At 61.8% G+C, this 20,775-nt stretch carries 25 protein-coding genes and 1 tRNA gene; 7 read left to right on the forward strand and 19 right to left on the reverse strand.

Annotated features, from left to right (window positions below):
• The first annotated feature begins 16 nt into the window (after positions 1-16).
• Both HFX_RS20445 and HFX_RS02025 read left to right on the forward strand, forming a co-directional pair.
• Positions 17-151: a hypothetical protein gene (locus HFX_RS20445; RefSeq protein ID WP_274520017.1), complete on the forward strand. Its 135-nt coding sequence runs from the start codon at positions 17-19 to the stop codon at positions 149-151.
• 58 nt (positions 152-209) lie between these two features.
• Positions 210-428 (forward strand): DUF7535 family protein, encoded by a 219-nt coding sequence (locus HFX_RS02025; RefSeq protein WP_014732106.1) that lies wholly within the window; start codon positions 210-212, stop codon positions 426-428.
• Positions 429-468: 40 nt separating this feature from the next.
• On the opposite strand, the gene HFX_RS02030 is transcribed toward HFX_RS02025, so the two are convergent.
• From HFX_RS02030 to citZ, 14 genes are all read right to left on the reverse strand, one after another.
• On the reverse strand, positions 469-1,467 hold the full coding sequence (locus tag HFX_RS02030) for an ornithine cyclodeaminase family protein (protein WP_004058003.1): 999 nt from the start codon (positions 1,465-1,467) through the stop codon (positions 469-471).
• Positions 1,468-1,584: 117 nt separating this feature from the next.
• Positions 1,585-1,776 carry a hypothetical protein gene (locus tag HFX_RS02035; protein WP_004058001.1) on the reverse strand — a complete coding sequence of 64 codons (192 nt, stop codon included), beginning with the start codon at positions 1,774-1,776 and terminating at the stop codon, positions 1,585-1,587.
• 249 nt (positions 1,777-2,025) lie between these two features.
• Positions 2,026-2,451, reverse strand: coding sequence for a hypothetical protein (locus HFX_RS02045; protein WP_004057999.1), 426 nt, complete (start codon positions 2,449-2,451; stop codon positions 2,026-2,028).
• Between the two features lie 111 nt (positions 2,452-2,562).
• Complete coding sequence (gene thsB, locus HFX_RS02050) at positions 2,563-4,197, reverse strand: thermosome subunit beta (RefSeq protein ID WP_004057997.1); 1,635 nt, start codon at positions 4,195-4,197, stop codon at positions 2,563-2,565.
• Between the two features lie 215 nt (positions 4,198-4,412).
• A complete protein-coding gene (locus HFX_RS02055) occupies positions 4,413-4,805 on the reverse strand; it encodes a DUF7383 domain-containing protein (RefSeq protein WP_004057995.1) in 393 nt (130 codons plus the stop codon).
• Between the two features lie 65 nt (positions 4,806-4,870).
• Positions 4,871-5,041 (reverse strand): hypothetical protein, encoded by a 171-nt coding sequence (locus tag HFX_RS19930; protein WP_004057993.1) that lies wholly within the window; start codon positions 5,039-5,041, stop codon positions 4,871-4,873.
• A gap of 472 nt (positions 5,042-5,513) precedes the next feature.
• Positions 5,514-5,594, reverse strand: a tRNA-Ser gene (locus HFX_RS02060).
• A 29-nt stretch (positions 5,595-5,623) separates the two neighbouring features.
• Positions 5,624-5,830 carry a hypothetical protein gene (locus HFX_RS02065; RefSeq protein WP_004057991.1) on the reverse strand — a complete coding sequence of 69 codons (207 nt, stop codon included), beginning with the start codon at positions 5,828-5,830 and terminating at the stop codon, positions 5,624-5,626.
• Complete coding sequence (locus HFX_RS02070) at positions 5,827-6,213, reverse strand: Rid family detoxifying hydrolase (RefSeq protein WP_004057989.1); 387 nt, start codon at positions 6,211-6,213, stop codon at positions 5,827-5,829. The genes HFX_RS02065 and HFX_RS02070 overlap by 4 nt, the downstream gene beginning before the upstream one ends.
• 61 nt (positions 6,214-6,274) lie before the next feature.
• Positions 6,275-6,481: a hypothetical protein gene (locus HFX_RS02075; protein WP_004057987.1), complete on the reverse strand. Its 207-nt coding sequence runs from the start codon at positions 6,479-6,481 to the stop codon at positions 6,275-6,277.
• 119 nt (positions 6,482-6,600) lie between these two features.
• On the reverse strand, positions 6,601-7,599 hold the full coding sequence (locus tag HFX_RS02080) for a cytochrome d ubiquinol oxidase subunit II (protein WP_004057985.1): 999 nt from the start codon (positions 7,597-7,599) through the stop codon (positions 6,601-6,603).
• On the reverse strand, positions 7,592-9,013 hold the full coding sequence (locus tag HFX_RS02085) for a cytochrome ubiquinol oxidase subunit I (protein WP_004057983.1): 1,422 nt from the start codon (positions 9,011-9,013) through the stop codon (positions 7,592-7,594). The genes HFX_RS02080 and HFX_RS02085 overlap by 8 nt, the downstream gene beginning before the upstream one ends.
• A 196-nt stretch (positions 9,014-9,209) precedes the next feature.
• Positions 9,210-10,421, reverse strand: coding sequence for a threonine ammonia-lyase (gene ilvA / locus HFX_RS02090; RefSeq protein WP_004057982.1), 1,212 nt, complete (start codon positions 10,419-10,421; stop codon positions 9,210-9,212).
• A 529-nt stretch (positions 10,422-10,950) separates the two neighbouring features.
• On the reverse strand, positions 10,951-12,090 hold the full coding sequence (gene citZ / locus HFX_RS02095) for a citrate synthase (RefSeq protein WP_004057981.1): 1,140 nt from the start codon (positions 12,088-12,090) through the stop codon (positions 10,951-10,953).
• A 387-nt stretch (positions 12,091-12,477) separates the two neighbouring features.
• On the opposite strand from citZ, the gene HFX_RS02100 reads away from it, so the two are divergent.
• Positions 12,478-13,686 (forward strand): potassium channel family protein, encoded by a 1,209-nt coding sequence (locus HFX_RS02100; protein WP_004057980.1) that lies wholly within the window; start codon positions 12,478-12,480, stop codon positions 13,684-13,686.
• 28 nt (positions 13,687-13,714) lie between these two features.
• Here the strand turns inward: HFX_RS02100 and HFX_RS02105 are convergent, their stop codons facing one another.
• Positions 13,715-14,005, reverse strand: coding sequence for a DUF7536 family protein (locus tag HFX_RS02105; RefSeq protein WP_004057979.1), 291 nt, complete (start codon positions 14,003-14,005; stop codon positions 13,715-13,717).
• A 100-nt stretch (positions 14,006-14,105) separates the two neighbouring features.
• Between HFX_RS02105 and HFX_RS02110 the strand changes: the two genes are divergently transcribed.
• Together HFX_RS02110 and HFX_RS02115 are read left to right on the forward strand one after the other, a co-directional pair.
• A complete protein-coding gene (locus tag HFX_RS02110; RefSeq protein WP_004057972.1) occupies positions 14,106-15,062 on the forward strand; it encodes a succinylglutamate desuccinylase/aspartoacylase family protein in 957 nt (318 codons plus the stop codon).
• Between the two features lie 43 nt (positions 15,063-15,105).
• On the forward strand, positions 15,106-16,209 hold the full coding sequence (locus tag HFX_RS02115) for a pyridoxal-phosphate dependent enzyme (RefSeq protein ID WP_004057971.1): 1,104 nt from the start codon (positions 15,106-15,108) through the stop codon (positions 16,207-16,209).
• A gap of 57 nt (positions 16,210-16,266) precedes the next feature.
• On the opposite strand, the gene HFX_RS02120 is transcribed toward HFX_RS02115, so the two are convergent.
• Positions 16,267-16,533: a YgaP family membrane protein gene (locus HFX_RS02120; RefSeq protein WP_004057969.1), complete on the reverse strand. Its 267-nt coding sequence runs from the start codon at positions 16,531-16,533 to the stop codon at positions 16,267-16,269.
• Between the two features lie 138 nt (positions 16,534-16,671).
• Here HFX_RS02120 and HFX_RS02125 point away from each other — a divergent pair, with 138 nt between their 5' ends.
• Positions 16,672-16,875, forward strand: a complete 204-nt coding sequence (locus HFX_RS02125; protein ID WP_004057967.1) for a hypothetical protein — start codon at positions 16,672-16,674, stop codon at positions 16,873-16,875.
• Positions 16,876-16,899: 24 nt separating this feature from the next.
• On the opposite strand, the gene HFX_RS02130 is transcribed toward HFX_RS02125, so the two are convergent.
• From HFX_RS02130 to HFX_RS02140, 3 genes are all read right to left on the reverse strand, one after another.
• Complete coding sequence (locus tag HFX_RS02130; protein WP_004057965.1) at positions 16,900-17,634, reverse strand: protein-L-isoaspartate O-methyltransferase family protein; 735 nt, start codon at positions 17,632-17,634, stop codon at positions 16,900-16,902.
• 21 nt (positions 17,635-17,655) lie between these two features.
• Positions 17,656-18,594, reverse strand: a complete 939-nt coding sequence (locus HFX_RS02135; protein ID WP_049917442.1) for a class I SAM-dependent methyltransferase — start codon at positions 18,592-18,594, stop codon at positions 17,656-17,658.
• 64 nt (positions 18,595-18,658) lie between these two features.
• Entirely contained in the window at positions 18,659-19,315 is a 657-nt protein-coding gene (locus HFX_RS02140; RefSeq protein WP_004057955.1) for an HVO_0476 family zinc finger protein, read from the reverse strand.
• 126 nt (positions 19,316-19,441) lie between these two features.
• Between HFX_RS02140 and HFX_RS02145 the strand changes: the two genes are divergently transcribed.
• A complete protein-coding gene (locus HFX_RS02145) occupies positions 19,442-20,731 on the forward strand; it encodes a PQQ-binding-like beta-propeller repeat protein (protein ID WP_004057953.1) in 1,290 nt (429 codons plus the stop codon).
• Positions 20,732-20,775: the final 44 nt, after the last annotated feature.

Below are 20,775 nucleotides of genomic sequence, written 5' to 3' on the forward strand. Positions count from 1 at the left end.
GCACGATAATTAATGTATGTTGTGTGCGGACTGCGAGGTCGAGATGTACCGGATTGACGACGAAAAGCAGACCGACCTGGAAGACAGACGACTCTACGAGTGTCCCGATTGCGGCGGGACGAAAGAGCGAGCGAAGTACCGACACCGGTGAGTTCGGACGGAAACGAGTCGGCGGTCACCTTATCCTCGTAGCGAACCTACAGTTCGCCATGAGCGAAGACGACTCATTATCCCTCTCGCAGAAGGCGTACCGTAGCGTTACGCCGGAGACCAGCATGCACCCGAACATCGAGATGGACTCCATCGGGTGGACGATGTTTCTCATCCTCGTCGTCCTCATGCTCCCGCTTTTACCCTTCCTCATCATCGTCTACGCGCTGTCGAAGGGATTCGACTATTTCGCGGGACAGCGCGGCTCAGAGATGTGAAAAAATAGAATGAATGCCAGACTCGGGGTGTACGGTGTCCTTACTCGTCGGCGAGGCCGAGGAGGTCGAATTCGTACCCGTTGTCGTTTTCGTTTGCGTGTTCGTAGGCGACGTGCGCGGCCGCAACGTCCTGAATCGCGAGACCGGTCGAGTCGAAGACGCTGATACCATCTTCGTCCGTGCGGCCGTCGAGTTCGCCGAGGACGATGTCGCCGATTGCGCCGTAGATGTCGTCGTCGCCGAGGACGCCCTCGTGGTACGGGACGTTGATTTCGCCGGAGTGGGTCGTCTGCGCGTGGTCGTCGATAACGAGTTTTGCGTCGAGCAGAACCTCGTCGGCGAGTTCGTGCTTGCCTTCGGCGTCGGCACCCATCGCGTTGATGTGGGTGTGCTCGCCGACGGCGTCGCGCGGGACGATGGGCGATTCGACGGGCGTCACGGTCGAGAGAACGTCACATCCGGCGGCCTCTTCGATGGAACCGGCGCGGATGTCGAAGTCGTCTTCGAAGGCGTCGATGAAGTCGGCGACGCGCTCTTCGTCGAGGTCGGAGATGATGACTTCCTCGATGTCGCGGACTTCACTGATGGCGCGAAGTTGCGTGTACGACTGGACACCGGCACCGATGATACCCATCGAGGAGGCGTCCTCGACGGCGAGGTGGTCGGTAGCGACGGCGGCGGCCGCACCCGTACGGAGCATCGTCAGTTCCGTTCCGTCAAGAAGCGCAAGCGGGAATGCCGTCTCGGGGTCGGAGTAGATCATCGTGCCCATGACGGTCGGCAGGTCGAACTTCTCGCCGTTGTCGGGGTGGACGTTGACCCACTTGATGCCTGCTGCGTCCCAGTCACCCGCGTCGAGGTAGGCGGGCATCGACCGGAAGTCGCCGTTGTACTGCGGCAGGTCGATGTAGGACTTCGGCGGCATCTGGGCGTCTCCAGACTCGTAGGCCGCAAAAGCGTCTTCGATAGCCGAGATGAGTTCCGGCATCTGGACGTTCTCGTGAACGTCGTCTTTGTTCAGTAGCAGCGTCTTGCGCATGGGGATACGTTCCCGTACCTCCTACTTAGTTCGTTCTATTTCTGGATGCAAGTCTAAGTCTTTGTTAGAAAGTGAGAGAATTCTCCAACTTGTCGAGAGTGTGACTTATTAACATGGTTAACTGCTGTCGGATTGGGGGACGACTCCAATCGATAGCTCTCGCTCGGTTTCGGCGGTTCGCAGGTAGCACGAAAACGAGGTGTTTCGCTTACTGACGTAGCTCGACACGTCGATTTGTTGCGTCGCAGTCTCTTCGGCTCCCGCCTCGATTGGGAGTGTGAACTCGTGAGACGAGTACATTCCCGTCATGTTGAGACAACCTCGAAAGACGCCATCGACGGACGAGGTGTTTCGAGCCGTAATCGTCAACTCGGCGACCTCATTCTCGGGAACCTGTTTCGGCCCTTCGAACGAGACGAGTTCGAACGTGGGGCGGGGGCCAGCGATTCGCTCGGTGGCTTCGGCAGGAAGCGACCACTCGGTGGTCGAACCCCCATGTTCGAACTGTAGGGTGAGTTCAGATGCGGACTCGTACTCTACTGGAACGGTGAAGGCAAGTCATCCGATTTCTCCCGAATCCGGTGGGTATGCGTTGTGGGCCATCCTATCGTCCGGGTAGATGTTGTAGAGAGGAGCGTCACCAACTTGCTCTCGCGGCGCGAACTTCTCATCAGCGGCGACGAGTCTGAACGACTCGCTTGCAGGGCGTGCTCCCGACTCCGCGCGAACGGAGACGCTTACGAACACGACCCACTCGCTGTCCAATTGTTCGATTGCACCCCAATCGACGTTGGCGATGTGGAAAAACGACGCCTGCGGATGCGCCCGTCTCGGGGTGACAGTCACGTCGCCGACGGTCGCTTCTTCACCGAACGACAGCGGTTCGGGTGCCTCGAAGCCGCTTCTTCTGAGACATCCGGACAGTCCAAACACCGACCCAAGACCGCCGCCGATTCCGGCGAGATAATCGCGTCTGGAGGGCATAGCTGCGGCTACTCGGCAGGCCGGAATATGTTTTCTGTCCGAAAAATAAGCGGTCTGTCGCGCGGTGCAGGTGTCGGTGTGGACGTGGATTGGGCTGTTACTGGCCTATCTTCACATCGCGCCGCCCATGCCGCCCATGCCACCCATGCCGCCAGCGGGTGCGCCGCCTTCGTCGTCGTCGCCGCCGGTGGAGAGGTCACCAGCAGCGATGATGTCGTCAATCTTGAGGACGAGGTTCGCGGCTTCGGAGGCGGAGGCAACAGCCTGCTCTTTCGCGTGGGCCGTCTCGACGACGCCAGCGTCGAAGGCGTCTTCGACTTCACCCGTGAAGACGTTCAGGCCAGCGCGGACCTGCCCTTCTTCGTGGGCTGCGCGGAGGTCGACGAGCGTGTCGATGGAGTCGAGACCGGCGTTCTCGGCGAGAACGCGGGGGACGAGTTCGAGTGCGTCCGCAAACGCCTCGACGGCGAGCTGCTCGCGGCCAGAGACGGAGTCCGCGTAGTTGCGGAGACGCGAGGCGAGTTCGACTTCGATGGCACCGCCACCGGCGAGGACGCGGCCGTCGGCGACCGTCGAGGCGACGACATCGAGGGCGTCCTGCACACCGCGTTCGAGTTCGTCGACGACGTGGTCGGTCGAACCGCGGAGGAGGAGCGTGACGCCGTGGACATCTTCGCCGATGCCTTCGACGTAGAACAGTTCGTCGTCGCCGTCGCGGCGGATGGAGGCCCGACCGAGGGCGGCGTCCTCGATGGAGTCGAGGTCCGAGACGATGGCCGCGCCCGTGATGTTCTTGAGGAACTTGATGTCGGACTTCTTCGTGCGGCGGACCGCGAGGATACCCTTCTTCGCGAGGAAGTGCTGGGCGAGGTCGTCGATGCCCTTCTGGCAGAAGACGACGTCAGCACCGGAGTCGACAATCTGGTCGACCTTCTCCTTCAGCTGCGCTTCTTCCTGGTCGAGGAACTTCTGGAGCTGGTCGGGGCTTTCGATGGAGACGTTCGTGTCGATGTCCGTTTCTTCGACCTCGACAGGCTCGTTGAGGAGGAGCACGTCGGCCTCGTCGAACTGGACCGGCATGTCGTCGTGGACGGGGTCCTTGTCGATGACAGCGCCGGTGAGAAGTTCGGATTCGGACGCGGAGCGACCGGTCTGCGTCTCGAGGGAGATGTTTTCGAGGTCGACAACGTGGGAGCCGTCGTGCGCTTCGACGGTGACCTGCTTGACGGCGCGGACGATGAGGTCCGCGAGAAGCTCCTTGTTGAGCTCGGAGCTCTTGCCCGTCATCGAGGTTTCGGCGACCTTCTTCAGGAGGTCCTCGTCGTCGGGTTCGACCTGCTCTGCGATGTCGTCGACTTCCTCGCGGGCCTTTTCGGAGGCGAGGTTGAAGCCGCGGATGATTGCCGTCGGGTGGATATCCTGTTCGAGGAGGTCCTCTGCGTTCTTCAGGAGTTCACCCGCGATAGCGACCGCGGTCGTCGTTCCGTCGCCAGCTTCGTCTTCCTGCGTCTCGGCGACTTCGACGATCATTTCGGCCGTCGGGTTGTCGATGTCCATCTCCTTGAGGATGGTGACGCCGTCGTTCGTGATGGTCACGTCGCCCATCGAATCGACGAGCATCTTGTCCATCCCTTTCGGACCGAGTGTGGAACGTACTGCCTCGGCGACTGCGCGTGCGGCACGGATGTTGTACGCCTGCGCGTCGCGATCTTTGACGCGCTGCGCGTCCTCACCCATGATGATCATCGGCTGACCCTGTTGCATTCGCTGGCTCATAGACACCCGCTGATTGTTTGTGATTCTATATAAACATTGTGCTGGTGGCGCAAATGGCAGATTCGTGCGACCAGGCTCAATTCGCACGCAATCAAGTGACTGAGCTAACCTCTGTGTGGTTTCGAACCTTATTTTGGTATGCTATTGCACACCGCGATTGGGGTTGTTTCGACCTGTTTTATATACTATTCGGGAGTCGGTTCTTTCCAGTGGACTGTCACTGTTCCGATGGCAAAGGCGTCGTTGCCCGAGTCATCACGGACAATTCGAATCGTGTTCGTCCCCTCGACGAGACTCGCACCCGTGATAGTATCGACCCAGTATTGCCAGCCGTCTCCCGGTGGAATGTCGAACCCGGAGAGCGACTCGCCGTTTATTCGAATTTCGTGGCCATACTCGCTCACGTCGAACGCCTGGATTCCTAGATACGGGTCGTGTGGTTCGTCGGTTGGGACGTCGAACTCGAATGCGGCGGTCTCGTCGCCGGCGTCGTCGGCCCAGTCGAGGTTCAGCGTCTCGGTAGCGGGATGGAGATGCGACCCGATGAATACGGTCGCGTAGTTCGCGCGGTGTGGCACGCTCTGGGGTTTCGATGCTGTCGATAAAAATTCGCGTGGTCGAGTAGTTACTGCCGCCCGCGGGGTCAGTCGTCTTCGGGAAGTTCGTCTGCGAGGAACTCACCAGAAGTATCGTCGAGCGTCGGCTCGTCGTCTTCTTCGTCTAACACCTCTAACTCTTGTCTGTATAGCCGCCTCGTGAGTTGGGTCCGTTTGTTGAGGCCCTTCTTCTCGCGGCCAGATTTGGTGTCAGGCATTGTCAGTCGTGGTATTGCTTCCCATAGGGATGAATGTTTTGTCCGGAATGTTGATACAGGCACTGCCACAGGGTGGGAACCCCAGCGGGGGGTGCGAAACAGTTGGGGTGGCAGTCACACCGCAGTAGTACGTTCGACGGGGCGGGAATAGGTCCCGCCGAAGGTTCCCGACCGTGGAAAACCAAGGGGTGGAGTTAGGTTTCTGGGGTGCGTATAAGGACGGCTTCGGCGGGCGTTTTGGTTGCCGCTCTGTTACTGGAGCCGCGATTTGTGGCTTGGAGAAGTGTTTGGAGAAGATTTGAACGCTGAGAGAGGTCCGCGACTCACGTACTCACGCTCACTTCGTTCGCGTGAACCTCGGCGCTCGCTGTCGCTCGCTCCCTGGTTCAAACCCCCTCAGTCGGCGCATGACCGAACTCGCCGTCCGCAGCGCGACGAGACGCGCTGCTATGTGAGTTGAGTTCGGAAGAAGCGCCAGGAGAGGGATTTGAACCCCCGATCCCAGAGGGAACACGCTTTCCAGGCGTGCGCCTTACCGCTCGGCCATCCTGGCTTACAACGCAACGTTCCCGCCTGGATAATTTAAGCCCTTCCTTTCCGTTCGATTCGCGGTTCGATGACGTATGTCATGGCCGCGACGGCGACGCCGGCAACGACCGCCACCGCGGCGACCGCCCCAACCGACGCTTCGATACCGAGTCCGAGGAGGGCCGCACCCTGTGCAAGGACGCCGATGAGGAGGAAACTCACGGCACCCCACGCGAGCGCGGACCGACCCCGAGGACTCACTCCTCCGGAACGACGGCGATAGCTTCGATTTCGACGCCGACGCCCTTCGGAAGGTTTCCGGCTTCGACGGCCGAACGGGCCGGCGGCTCGTCGTCGAAGTACGTCGCGTACGTCTCGTTCATCTCGTCGAAGTCGTCGATATCGTTGAGGAAGACGGTCGTCTTCATCACGTCGCCCGCGTCCGCGCCGGCCTCGTCGAGGATGGCCATCACGTTGTCGAGGGACTGCTTGGTCTGCGTGGCGATGTCCTCGTCGTCGAGGAGTTCGCCCTCCGGCGTCATGGGAATCTGTCCCGCCGTGATGAGGAGCGAACCGTTGGTCGTTGCCTGACTGTACGCACCGACTGCGGCCGGCGCTTCGTCTGTCTCGATGACGCGCTTCATACGCGGCACGTTTCGCCACGACATGATAAATTACGCGGGAACGTCCGAGCGGTCGTCGACTTTAGATAGACTTCCCGGATAGCCCAATACCCGTCGTAAACACGCCTGAAGTGAGGAGTAACCCCATTCCGAGGGCGGTGACAACGTCGCCTTCACGAAGCGCGACGCCGGCGACGACGACACTCAGTGCGACCAAGAAGAGGCCGAGGAGCGTGAGTGGGTTCGTGAACGATTCGAGGGTGGGTTCGGTGGAAGGGAGTGTGACCATGGTTGATGTGTGCCTGTAGGGTTGGTTGGTAGCGTGTATGTGTGCCTGTAGGGTTGGTTGGTAGCGTGTATGTGTGCCTGTAGGGTTGGTTGATGGAGTGTGAGCGATTCTATGTGCGTTCAGGAGTACGATTCACCCGTTTCGATGGGACCTCTGAAGGTCGAATACAGGATGCCGAAGTAGGAGAACACGAGCGGCAACAACAGCGCAGCCGCGATGCTCATAATGTTCAGCGGGAGTATCGAGATAATCGCGTCCGAGACGGTCAACCCGACTGCAGGGTCGGCCATCGGGAACATGAGCACCGCCACGAGCGCGACGAACGCGAACACGAGGACGGGAACGGTCCCGAACGCGAGCGTGTACCGCTCTTCTCGGAGCGTAACGAGGTACCCGCCAGCCGAGACGAGCGTGATAACGACGAGTGCCAGTGGAATCGGCGCGATGACGCCGAGGTCCGGACGCAAGACGACGAGGTAGCCGAGAGTGACGACAACGAGCGCAAGGTAGGCGGCCATCGCTTTCGGGCCGTATTCGACCACGTCGCGCTGGAGTGCGCCGCGCGTCTTCATTCCGAGGAAGCCGACGCCCGCGACGATGGTGAGTGCGACGACCGCGAGACCGACGACGACGCCCGGCAGCGACACTAACGAGCTGATTCCGAGAAGCCAGTGCGCGGCGAACACACCGATGAAGAACGGCGCGCTCACGCTGCCGACGACGAAGGACCGGCCCCACCACGTCTGCCACGCCTCGTCGTGGCGCTGTTCGTACATCTCGGGAGCGAGTCCGCGGAGGATGAGCGCCCCGAGGATGGCGAACATGAGCAGATAGTGACGACTGAAGAGGTTGGCGTACACGGCCGGAAACGCGGCGAAAAGCGCCCCGCCGAAGACGACGAGCCACACCTCGTTACCGTCCCAGAACGGTCCGATAGCGGCCAAGAGCGTCTCGCGTTCGTCTTCGTCGTCGCGGGTCGCAAACAGCGCCCCGACGCCGAAGTCGAAGCCGTCGAGGAACAGAAACATCCCGAGGATGAAAAACACCAGACCGAACCATAGCTCTTCGAGCGGAAGGCCGAAAAGCGGGTCGGTGGCGAACGCGCCGTAGTCAGTCATCGCCGCTCACCCCCGACGGTGTCGCAGTCTCGGTGGGACTGGTCCCATCGACAGATGGCGGTCCCTCGCGGATGATGCGCCGGATGACGTAGGTGTACAGTCCGAGCAGGCCGGTGTACACGAAGACGAACCCGACGAGCGTGAGGGTCGCCTCGAAGCCGGTCAGTCCCGGTGAGACGCCGTCTTGGGTCTTCAATACACCTTGAATGACCCACGGCTGGCGGCCGACCTCGGTGACGATCCAGCCGACTTCGACGGCGAAGATACCGAGGAGCGACGAGCCGACGAACGCCTTGTGCAACAGGTCGTCGTCGTACAACTCGTCGGTCCACCAGCGATACGCCGCCCAGAAGGCGAGCAGGATGAACCAGAAGCCGGCGGCGACCATGAGACGGAACGACCAGAAGACGATGGCGACCGGCGGAGCCTCCGTCTCGAATTCGTTCAAGCCGGTAATCTCGGCCTGCGGATTGCCGCCGCTGGCCAACCACGACGCGCCGCCGGGAATACCGATACCAAGCAGTTCCTTAGCGCGCGGGTCGGTGATGTGTTCGAGGCTGGTCGGGACGGCGAAGAGGTACTCCGGAACGTAGCTGTCTGTCTCCCAGACGGCCTCCATGGCGGCGAACTTCTGCGGTTGTGTCTCGTAGACGTGGCGACCGTAGGCGTCGCCGTGAATCGCTTGGAACGGCGCGGTCACGAGGAGCACGACGAGCGCGATTTTCAGCGTCTTCCGCCAGAATCGCGCGCTCTGTTGGTTGTCCTCTGCGTCGATGCCGCGCTGCCAGATGTGGTACGCTGCGACGCCGGCCATGAACAGCGCGACCGAGAGGACCGCGGCGTTCTGCATGTGGACGAACATCCACGGGAACCGCGGGTTAGCGTAGGCCGCGATGGGGTCGACGAGCGAGATGACGAGTTGGTCGCTCTCGCGCACGAGTTCGAATCCGCGGGGAGTCTGCATCCACGAGTTGGCGACGAGAATCCAGACCGCAGAAAGCCACGTTCCGAGACCGACGGCGACGGCCGAAACCATGTAGAGGGCGTCCGAGACCTTCTCGCGGCCGAAGACGAACACCCCGAGGAACGTCGCTTCCAGCATGAACGCCATCATCCCTTCGGTAGCCAGCGGGCCGCCGAACAACTCGCCCGCGGCGGTCGAAAACGCGGCGAAGTTCGTCCCGAACTCGAATTCGAGAACGATTCCGGTCACCGTCCCGACGACGAAGGAGATGGCGAAAATCTTCGTCCAGAACCGCCTGAGCTGTTCGTACACCGGGTCGTCAGTGCGAATATCCTTCCACGTGAAGTAGATGAGGAAGGGTGCGAGACCCATGCTCATCACGGGGAAGATGATGTGGACGATAGTGGTGAGCGCGAACTGCAGCCGACTGGCGATGACTGGGTCGAGCATAGTTGGGGGTGGGTGGACCGCGGGGCGGACTACCGGCTGGCAATAGGGTGCCCGTAAAAATACCTCTGTATGCAGGGGGTGTTAATGCAGTCGTGCTTCCCAGAATCTGAAAATCATCGTAGAAGGCTTGAGGCTGGCGAATTTTACATAATCGAACAGCAAAGAAGGGTGTCAGGACGACGACCGATTGGCGAAGTTAGTCGAGTACTTCGACTTCGTATCCCTCGTCGCGAAGAGCGGAGAGAAGCTCTTCAACGTGCTCGGACCCGCGCATTTCGAGGTCGAGTTCGACTTCGGTCGCGTTCAGTGCAATCTTTCTGGAGGTGCGGTCGTGGCGGACCGCGTAGATGTTCGCCTTCTTCTCGGCGATGATTTCGATGAGTTGTTCGAGCGACCCGGGGCGGTCCTTGAGTTCGGTCCGAACCTTGAGATACCGTCCGGTCTCGACGAGACCGCGCATCAGCACGGTCGTCAGCGTGTTCATGTCGATGTTCCCGCCGGACAGCGTCGGGACGATGACCTCGTCGGCTTCGTAGTCGAATTTCTCGAAGACGAGTGCGGCAAGCGCCACGGCACCTGCGCCCTCGACGAGCGTCTTCGAGCGTTCGAGGAGGTACGTGAGCGCGACCGCGATTTCCTCGTCGGAGACGGTGACGACCTCGTCGACGTGCTCTTGGATGACCTCGAACGTCTTGCCCCCGATTTGACGGACTGCGATACCGTCCGCGATGGTGTCGGCTTCGTCGAGCGTCTGAATCGACCCTTTGTCGAGCGAGTCGGCGGCACTCGACGCCTCTTCGGCCTGCACGCCGATGACACGCACGTCCGGGTGTTGTTCCTTGATGGCCGTTGCGATACCGGAGATGAGACCGCCGCCGCCGATGGGGACAACGACCGTGTCGAGGTCGGGACAGTCTTCGAGGATTTCGAGTCCGATGGTCCCCTGTCCGGCCATCACGTACTCGTCGTCGAAGGCGTGGACGTACGTTCGTCCTTCTTCCTCCTCGATTTCGTGAGCCTTCGCTTGGGCCTCGTCGTAGTCGGTACCGTGGAGAACGACGTTACCGCCGTACCGCTCCGTGGCTTTCACCTTCGAGATTGGCGCGTGCTCGGGCATCACGATTTTCGAATCGACGCCCGCGCGCGTCGCCGCGAGTGCGACCCCCTGTGCATGGTTTCCAGCGCTTGCGGTCACCACACCTGCGTCCTTTTCTTCCTCGGAAAGCGTCGTGATGCGGTTCGTCGCACCGCGAATCTTGAACGACCCCGTCCGCTGTGAGTTTTCGAGTTTGAGGTGCACTTCGGCACCTGTGATGTCGGAAAATGTGTGGGAGTACTCAAGAGATGTCCACCGAGCAACAGTTTCGACGCGTTCGCGAGCGGCGTGAATATCGGCGAGAGAGAGCATGGTCGGAAATCGATGGGGTTGGTGTTTAATCGTTCGGGATTTGCTTGCTTCGGTCTCGTGATGTCACTCCGCACAGTCTCCATCGGGGTGGCTCTCGTGACGACGTTGGCGACAGAGCGCAACCGCTGTCGACGTAGGAAAGGGGGAAAGGGGGAATGCACGCGTGTGACGTGCATGTTGTCTACTGACCTGTGAGTATATAAACGTCCCCCACCCGGAGTGAAAGTAAAATCGCAAGACGGCGGCGACATGAGGAATGCGTCTGACGCTCGTCATTCGTATGTCGTCCCCATCACGTCGGCGACGCACGATGCGATACCCACCGCGATGTGTGGGTGGTGCTGTCGTAGTCGAGATGCGGACGTCAGAGCCGTACAACACCTCCGACACTCGAACTCCGCGTCGGACAAAGCAACCGAGAGAGAACCCATAACCGTCCAAAGACGACGACTCGCGGAGTGTCAGGTACTGGACGCGCCGCTCTTCAGTAGTACCTGAAAAAGAGTCCGTGCCCCGTTGTCCAGCCTTGTTACCGCTCGTCGAGCGTCGGGAAGTCGAGGTCTTTGTCCCCGGTGTACCGAGCGCGCGGGCGGATGAGCCGGTTGTCGTCGTACTGTTCGAGGATGTGCGCAATCCATCCGCCGCTACGCGAGACGGCGAAGATGGGTGTGTAAAGGTCGATGGGGATATCCATCTGGTAGTACGTCGATGCGGAGTAGAAGTCCACGTTCGGTGCGAGACCCTTCTCCTCGCTGATGTACTCCTCGATTGCGACCGACATCTCGTACCACTTCATGTCGCCTGCGGCCTCGCCGAGTGCCTCGGACTTCTGGCCGAGAATCTTCGCGCGGGGGTCCTTGACGTTGTAGACGCGGTGGCCGAATCCGGCGACGCGCTCGCCGCGGTCGAGTGCGTCTTCGACCCAGTCGACGGGGTCCATGTCGCTGTCGTCGACATCCTTGAGCATCCGCATGACGTTCGCGTTCGCGCCGCCGTGAAGCGACCCGGAGAGCGTCCCGATTGCGGACGTGACCGCGCTGTACATGTCCGAGAGGGTGGACGACGTGACCATCGCGGAGAACGTCGACGCGTTTAGTCCGTGGTCGGCGTGTAGCACGAGCGCCATGTCGAACGTCTCCGCCAGCACCTCGTTCGGCTCTTCGCCGTTGAGCATGTAGAGGAAATTCGCGGCGTGATTCAGGTCGTCGTTCGGCGCGACGTAGTCGTCACCGCGCCGGAACCGAGCGTAGGCCGCGAGCACCGACGGCATCTTCGCCGTGATGCGCTTTGCTTTCTCGAGGTTGACCTCGCGGTCGGTCACGTCCTCGAAGTCGGCGTTTTCGTCGTACGCCGACATCGCGGAAACGAGCGTTCGAAGCGCAGCCATCGGCGATTCGTCCTGTTCGGCGAGTTCGCGTGCCACGTCGAGGATTCCGTCGCCGATGTCGCGGTGGGCTGCCAGTTCGTCGGAGAACTCGTCGAGTTGCGTACGATTCGGAAGTTCGCCGTGCCACAGGAGGTACAACACTTCCTCGTAGCTCGCATCGCGAGCGAGGTCTTCGATATCGTAGCCCCGATAGATAAGTTGTCCCGCGTCGCCGTCGATGAAGCTCAGTTCCGATTCGGTGACCAGCACACCTTCCAGCCCCCGCTTCAGTTCGCCTGACATACCCAAAGGGTTGCTTACCATATCAAAAAAGCGTTATCGTTTTACCCCATATGTTATCGACCGTCATACACATACCATAGTAGCGCTGTCTGGCGATTTTGAACATCCACCGAGCCTAAACCACTGTTCGACAATTGTCGTCATTTCGATCCACTTATACCAGACCGCGGTTGCGACCCGTTCGTGTTCATCCGCATTCGTTCGCAATTTGTCCGTGTTCGTCCGCTGTTTGTCCGTGTTCGTCCGCGGTTTGTCCGTGCTCGCCCGTAGTTTTGCGCGTTCAACCCACCCGCGGGGTCATATAGCTGGGAACCGTAGCACAATTGAGAGACGGTGGCACCGATATTCCTGACAAACCTTTTGCCCTCACGTCGTGAAGGCGGGCGCATGAATCCGGAGGACATCGAGTACGAGCCCGTCAGCGTGAAGGCGGTCCTCGCCGAGATGAAAGACACTGCGGAGTTACTCATCGACCTCTCGTACTCGTCGGTCCTCCACGCGAACGACGAACTCGCGGCCGAGGTGCTCGACCTCGAAGAGCGGATGGACATCCTGCAACTGCAGGCGCGTATGAGCCTGATGATGGCCGCGCGCAGCCCCGAAGACGCCGAAGAACTCGCACCCGTCCTCGGGGTCGTCGGCGCGGCGGAGAAGATTTCCGACGCCGCGGGCGACATCGCGAAGGTCGTCATCGAGGATATCGGTCTTCCCGACGCCATCCGCGCCGCACTTCCGGAGGCCGTCGAGACGACGATTCGCTGCGAACTCACCGACGATTCACCCTACGCGGCACGAACTCTCGGCGATATCAACATGGAAACCGAGACGGGCGTCCGCGTCGTTGCCATCCACCGCGCTGGCGAGTGGGTGACGAACCCTGACTTCGAGACGACCCTCCATGCGGGCGACGTACTCCTCCTCCGCGGACGCGACGAAGGTCTCCAAACCGTTCACGAGGCCGCGACTGGTATCCAATACAACCCTCCTGACGTGGCAGAGCCGACGATAGAAGACCTCGAACGCGCCGTCGACACCATCGTCCTGATGAAGGACATGAGCGAACTCGCCGTCGACCTCGCCTATGGCGCGGTCCTGTTCGACAGTGAGGGCGTCGCCGAGGAGGTAGAAGAACTCGAAGCGGAGGTTGACGCGCTCAAGTCACGGTTCGAAGCGTGGACGCTCCGCGCGGCGAGCCGCGTCGAAGACCCCGTTTCGCTCCGCGGTCTCGTCCAACTCGCGAGCGCGACGGAGATAATAAGCGACGCCGCTCTCGAAATCGCCGAGGGCGTCCTCCGCGGCATCGACGCACACCCCGTCGTCGCCGCCGCCGTCAAGGAATCAGACGAAGTCATCATCCGCCTGCGAGTCGCCCCCCAGAGCACCCTCGCGGAGGCGACGCTCGGCGACCGTCGCGTCAAGACCGAAACCGGGATGCGAGTCATCGCAGTCCGCCGCGCTGGCGGCCGACGGTGGGTCGTCTCTCCGGGGTCGGAAACACGTCTCCACGGCGGCGACCTCATCATCGCCAAGGGAACGCGCGCCGGGGCCGAACGGCTGGGCGAACTCCTCGGTGACGAACGTGAGTTCGACGAGTAACCTACGAGATTGCGTCTGAACTGCCGAATTAGACCGTCCGACTCAGTCGATACGCCGAGATGAGCGTCAGCACCGTCGCGACGAGGAGCGCGGTCGCAGATGCGAGGACGAACGCGAGGATGAGGAACCAGCCTTCCGGACCGAGAACGGGGTACTCGCGGGTTCCGGCAAACGGACCGAACAGTTCGAGGACCCGAAAGAGGTAGGCAGTAGCGGCCAACGCGAGGCCTGCGAGCGCACCGATAGCGGCGTTTCGCGGCACGTCGAGTGCCTGTACGAGTCCCCCCGCCGGCGGTCGCTCGGGAACGTCGTCTGTCACAACCGCCAGTTACGACCGCGAGACCAAAGCGGCACCGCTTTTTCCCACCGAGTATTGCCGGACCGAACCCCTAAAGGGAAATGGCTCCGAGTTTCGCGTTATGATTACCTTGGGAACGGCGAGCGCGGCCCCCGGGGAGATGGACATTGGCCGCCTCGAGGTGGGTGAGTCCCGCGACGGCGGGACTGTCGGCCTGCCCGTCGCCGTCATCAACGGTGCGTCTCCCGGAAAGACGCTCTATATGCAGGCCGCCTCGGACGGTGACGAACTCAACGGCGTCGGTGTCATCCAGCGCGTCGTTCCGCAGCTCGACCCCGCCGATATTTCCGGCACGATTCTCATCGTCGGCATCGTCAACTACCACGCCTTCCAGGTGGCACAGCACCGAAACCCCATCGACGACACGAAGATGAACCGTGCGTACCCGGGCGACGAACGCGGGACATCCTCGGAGCGAATCGCCGCCGCGACGTTCGACGCCGCCCGGCGAGCGGACCTCATCTTGGACCTCCACCAGGGGTCGACGAGCCAGATGATAAACGAGGTTCGCGTCCGCTGTGGTCGCCACCACCGGATGCACGCGAAGTGCCTCCGACTCGCCAAGACCTTCGGGTGCGGCTACGTGCTCGACCAGAAGGGACCGGACGGCCAACTCGCCCGCGCCGGCCCGGACGCCGGGATTCCGACCATCGACCCCGAACTCGGCGGGTGCGTCGGCTGGGACGAAGAGAGCATCCAGAAGGGCGTCCAAGGCGTTCACAACGTCCTCCGCGGCTACGGCTTCGTCGACGGCGACGTCGAACTCGAAGCCCAGACCCGCGCCCGGGGCTTCGACCAGTACGGGTCGCCCGTCGGCGGTCTCGTCCGGTTCAAGCGCGACCTCGGCGAGCGAGTTTCGACCGGGGACGTGGTCTTCGAAGTGACTGACGTGTTCGGCTCGCTCAAAGCCCGCGTCACCGCCGACCACGACGGTATCTTCTGGCGCGCTCGCCGACTCCCGCAGGTCGCCTCCGGCGAATACGTCTGTTCTGTCGGTATCGACCTCGATACGTACTGAAGTCCATCATGACTGCCCCCTCTCAATTCCCATCCCGAACACTATGACCGCCCCCTCCAATCTTCCGTCCCGGCTTCGACTCGCGTGTGATTCGTGCGGTTCGACCTTCGATGAGTGGCGCTGGCGGTGTTCCTGCGGCGCACCGCTCGACTTCGATTCTACCCCGACCCCCACGTCTCCGACGCCCGACGACGCCGACCTCGACTACCGTCGCGGTCTCTGGGCGTTCGACGACTTTCTCCCGCCGACTCCACAGGCCACTCTCGGCGAGGGGATGACTCCGCTCGTGGACGCCTCGGAGTGGGAAGCCTCGTTCAAACTGGAGTACGTCTTCCCCACCGGGTCGTTCAAGGACCGCGGCGCGACGACGACTCTCTCCGTCGCGTCGGAACTCGGCGTCGAGCGAATCGTCGAAGATTCCTCGGGCAATGCGGGGGCCGCCATCGCAACCTACGCCGCCCGCGCCGGTATCGACGCGGAGATTTACGTTCCCGCGTCGGTCAAGCCCGCAAAAGTCCGTGCCATCGAACGCGCCGGGGCGAAGCCGGTTCGAATCGAAGGTACTCGACAGGACGTAACCGACGCCTGCGTCGAGGCAGTCGAAGAGGGCAATGCGTGGTATGCAAGTCACGCGTGGAACCCGGCATTCTTCGCGGGGACGGCAACTGTCGCCTACGAAATCGCCGCCCAGCGGGACTGGACAGCACCCGACGCTGTCGTCACGCCACTGGGCCACGGGACGCTCTTTCTCGGGGCGTATCGCGGCTTCCGCGACCTCTACGAGGCCGGCTGGATTGACCGGATTCCCGAACTATACGGCGCGCAGGCCGCAGGATACTCCCCTATTGCCGACGCTCGGCACCACACGACCACCGAGACGAACGACGTGGCCGACGGCATCCAGATTCGGAACCCCGTCCGCGAAACGGAGATTCACGAGGCGCTCGACGAGACGGGCGGCGACGCAATCGCGCTCTCGGCCGATGCGGTCGAAGACGAACTCGACAGACTCCACCGTCACGGATTCTACACCGAACCGACGTGCGCCGTCGCACCCGCGGCGCTCCGCGAACTCCGACTGTCGGGCGTCCTCACCATGGACGACGACGTGGTTGTGCCGCTGACGGGGAGCGGACTCAAGTCTTAACGTTCGAACTCACGTCTCGACGTCGACAAATACCGTTCTAAAATTCGGAACTACTCGCTACGCGCGGGTCTCGCCCGCGGTCTCGGTTTCAGCCTGTACCTTGCAGGTGTTGATGCCGAGTGCCTTGTTCATCGGACACTTTTGCGTCACGGCGGTCGCCGCGAGCACTGCACCGACGAGCAGCGCCGCACCCGCGACGACGAGTCCGAGCGTGCCTGTCATTGCCGGTACGACTCCCGCGAGGGCCGCAGCACCGACGATGATGAGCACCGGTCCGAGGATGGCGCGTACGATACGGTCGTAGCCGCCAACGTTCATTTCCATGGTTGATTCACCATGTATGTCTATGACACGCACGGGTAAATCAGTTACAGGACATTCTCAGCAGTGAGGAGCCGTGAGTGTCGAGGTACCGGATGTGTTGATGGGCAGTTATTTTCCTCCGCCAGTGCTATCGTTGGTATGTCCCGTCTCGCGTTCCTCCTCCCCAACGAAGACGACGTACTCGGCCGGTTTCTCGCCCTCACGCTCGTCGTCTATCTCGTCACGACCGGATTCGAAGACGTCGCTGTGCTGTTTTCCGCGATGGTCATCGCGCTCGCCATCTGGACTGTCGCGGTTACGATTCAGGGGTTCAAGTACGGCTACCTCGAAGGAAAAGTCTGACCGAGCCAGCGCACTCGACGACGTTCAGCGACGCGCTTCCCAGTCAATCCAGTCTTGTTCCCACCCGTGCCCGGCGTGCCAGCTGCGGCCCTCGTACTCGGGGTCTTCACGGCGCGTCCGATTTCGGACGATGCTGCCGGTCTGTTCACCATCGACGAGCAAGGGCTTGAACGTGAGTGGGCCGAATGTCTCCGCCACCTCACCGTCTTCGATAGCGACGAGCGTCTGCTCACCGACACCTTTCGGCATGACCAGTCGGCCGCCGTCGGCGAGTTGTGAGAGAAGCCGCCGTGGTGGCCTGACCGCCGAGGCTTCGACGAGAATGCGGTCGAACGGTGCGTAGTCAGATAGCCCCTCCGCACCGTCTCGGCAGTCCACGAGAACGCCTTCGTAGCCCGCCCGCTGGAGGTTTTCGCGGGCTTCGTAGACCAGCTTCCGCGTGATGTCCACCGCGTGAACGCGGGAGTCGCCGACGATTTCGGCGAGGACGGCGGCTGTGTACCCGACGCCCGCACCGACGACGAGCACGTTGTCGTCCGGTTCGGGGTCGAGCGCAGAGAGCAGGCGGGCGACTGTCGTCGGCGCGAGGATGGTCGTATTCGTCTCGCGGTGTTCGGTCGGGCGGTTCTGATACGGCGAGTCGGTGACGAACTCGTGGCGCGGGACACTGCGCATCGCGAGGCCAACAGCCTCGGGGAGCGGGCCGAGCGAGTGCTCCAACCCGTCGACCATGTCTTCGCGCAGCACCGAGTAGTCCATAGTTAAACTCCGGGTTCGGCACTAATCAACCGCACGTTCGGCGACGACCGCCTGCAAGCCCGTCCCGGGCACGTCTCGAACCGTTTGGCGGTCGAATCCGGCAGATTCCACCCACGAACGAACCGCCGACTCGCCGTACAGGTCGCCGCAGCCAGTGGCGAGTGAGTCGACGGCGCGTCGGGTCGTCGCTGCGGTCGAACACCGCCCGTGAAGCGTGTCGACGAAGACGGCCACGGTGCCGGGTTCGAGAGCATCGTACGCGCCCGCGACAAGCGATTCAGCCTCCGCAGGGTCGCGTCCCGCGAACGCGTCGCCGACGAACACGAGGTCGAACCCGGAGACCGGCGGCTCCCTCGGGTCGCCTGCGACGAGTTCGACACCGGCGCGCGAGAGGAGCGGCCGGACGACCTCGACCGTCTCGGGGTCGTCTAGAAACGTTACGTCGTGGCCGCGAGCGAGGAACTCGCGGGCGAAGGCCCCCGACGCGCCCGCGAGGTCGAGGACGCGGGTCGCATTGGATGCCTCGCGGACCGCGGCAGTCACGCACGCCCGGACGACCGACTCGTCGGTGGCGTCGTGTGCGCCAAGTCGGTTTCGAAGCCAGTCGTCGGGGAACGCTGGCGGCTCGCCGGTCGCCATCGCCTCCGGCAACTCGGTGTACAACGAGAACGAGTCGAGTACGTGCGGGAGGCGACCGATAGAGCGAACGTCGCGCTTGGCGAGAAAGCCGAGGGCGCGATTCGTGATTTCGTACTCGTCGTCGACGCGCTTGATGAAGCCCATCGAGGCTAGCGCTTCGACGGTGATGCGGGCCGCACGCGGTTCGATACCGGCGATATCGGCAACGGTCTCGGCAGTTCCGGCACTGGTCGTGAGTGCGTCGATGACGCCGCTCTCGCGGGCAGCCCAGAGTAACGCAAGCGATTCGACCGACGACTGTGACCGGTCGCGGGTAGGCATGGTCGCACCGACGGGGTGCAAAAAGAAAGGTCGTTTCGTGTTGGTGAGTGGTGCTGTACTCGATTTACCAAGCGGACCACGCCGACGAGGTCTGGTCGCGGGCGTAGACGCGCTTTGCATCCTTCGCGTACACCATATCGCCGGGGTGGTCGAGTTTACCGTGGCGGTATTCGGGGGCGTCCGAGCGGACGACGAGACCTTCGATTTCCACTTCTTCGTCGCCGAAGGACTCCGTCTCGCCGACGACGAACTCGTAGTCGCCGGGGACGTTGACGGTGACGCTCCGGGTCTCCTCACGCTTGCCATCCTTCGGATGGATGGTGACGTTCACGCCGACGTTGTCGACCACGCGGGTCCAGACGGTCTTTGTGTCTTTCACCATCGCTTCCTCGGCGCGCTCTTCGGCACTGACTTCGATGCCCGTGATGCGGACGAGTTGAATCGCCTCGGCTGTGTCGACGATGAACTCCTCGCCGAGGGCGATGGTCGCTTCGGCGGGGGCGGAGACGTCCGTCGAGACGGACGACCCGTCCTGCGAGACGACGACGTTCATGTCGATTTCGTCGGGGAGTTCGACTTTCTCTTTGTGGACTTGGCCACATTCGGTACACCGGACGGTCGAGTGACCGCCGGGCTTCAGCACCTCGTGAACGGTGGGTTCGTCGGGCGAACACGACGGACAGGAGAGGGGGACGCGTTCGCCGGCGTCGGGTAGGCTCATAGCAGTCGTTAGCCCATCAGGCCGTAAAAAGCCGCCTTTCTCCTCGTGCGCGTGGGAGTCGGTGGCGGGGTTCGGTGTTGGATCGAGTCCGTTCCGTTTTTGTATTGGATATTCGACGTGTTTGATATGCCCTCCCCGACTCGCCGTCAGTTTCTCGCCGCGCTCGGGTCGGTCGGTGTTGTATCGACCGCCGGGTGCGTGTCTGTAGACCGACCCTCTCACGAGGGGCGGTGGCCGCGCGAGCCAAACACCTACGTTACCGACACCGACGGGCCGGGATGGAATACAGAGATCGCGTGGTCCAGTGAAACACGCGGTGGGCCCTCTCCGACGATGCCTGTTGTTGCCGACGGAAGCGTCTACCACCTCGATTCACGTACGGCTAACCACGAACATTCCGGCGGGACGTGGCTCGCCGAATTCGACGCAGGGAACGGGGAGAAGCGGTGGGAGACACGACTGTGGGAAACGGACGAATATTACTACTTCTATCATCTGGGGCCGCCAGTTCTCGATGGAGATCGACTATTTGCTCAGACTCACGGCGGTGTCAAGGCCATCTCGACGGATGGAGAAATCCTCTGGACGTTTCGAAATTTCGGTACGGGCCACCTCGCCCCCGACAGCACACCACCCATCGTCACCGACGAACTCGTCGTCGTGGGGTCGTATGGCACGTGGAGAAAAGCGGTTCCGGAGCAACTGTACGCTCTCGACCGTGAATCCGGCGACGTGGTGTGGTCACACGAGTTCGGGATGAACGACCACTTTTGGCAACTGACGCGAAACGGAGATACGTTCTTCGCCCCGTTGTCCGCCGAAAACAGCCGCCTTTTGGAACTCGATATCTCGACCGGAGAAACGATTCGACAGTACAGCGTGTCGCCGGTATCGTCTGTGACACTCACCGAGAACCTAGTCATCACACCGGTTCGGCGTGGTCCCCGGACGTTCGCTCTTGTCGCGTTCGCACGAGACACGACCGAAATTCAGTGGCAAAACGACGCCGACGTGTTCGAAGCGGAAATCGTCGTGAACGGCGACCGATTCTATCACTCACACGTCGGCGAACTCACGGCCCGACGAACTGATACCGGGGAGGTACTGTGGCAGGTTGGCGGTCCCAGCGAAGATATCGTAATCAATGCCGATTCGACGCCGGTCATCGCAGGTGATTCCCTCTATATTGCCGCCAGCCGGTTCCTTGGCGAGCGGAAAGGGTACGGGAGGATTATCCTCGTCCTCGACCCCGAAACAGGGTCAGAACGCGGTCATCTCGTCCCGTGGCCCGATACAAATTCGTGGTTCTCAACACCTGCCATCGTAGATGGTGCGATGTATCTCGACAGCAGACATGGACTCGTCTGCCTCGAAGACTGCGCCGCTGACGCGTTCGGCCACTGTCTCCTCGGGTAACCGAGATGAGACGCTTTTCACCTCGCGCGACCAAGTTCTCTGCC

It is taken from the genome of Haloferax mediterranei ATCC 33500 (assembly GCF_000306765.2).
In the GTDB taxonomy this organism is placed as follows: Archaea; Halobacteriota; Halobacteria; order Halobacteriales; family Haloferacaceae; genus Haloferax; species Haloferax mediterranei.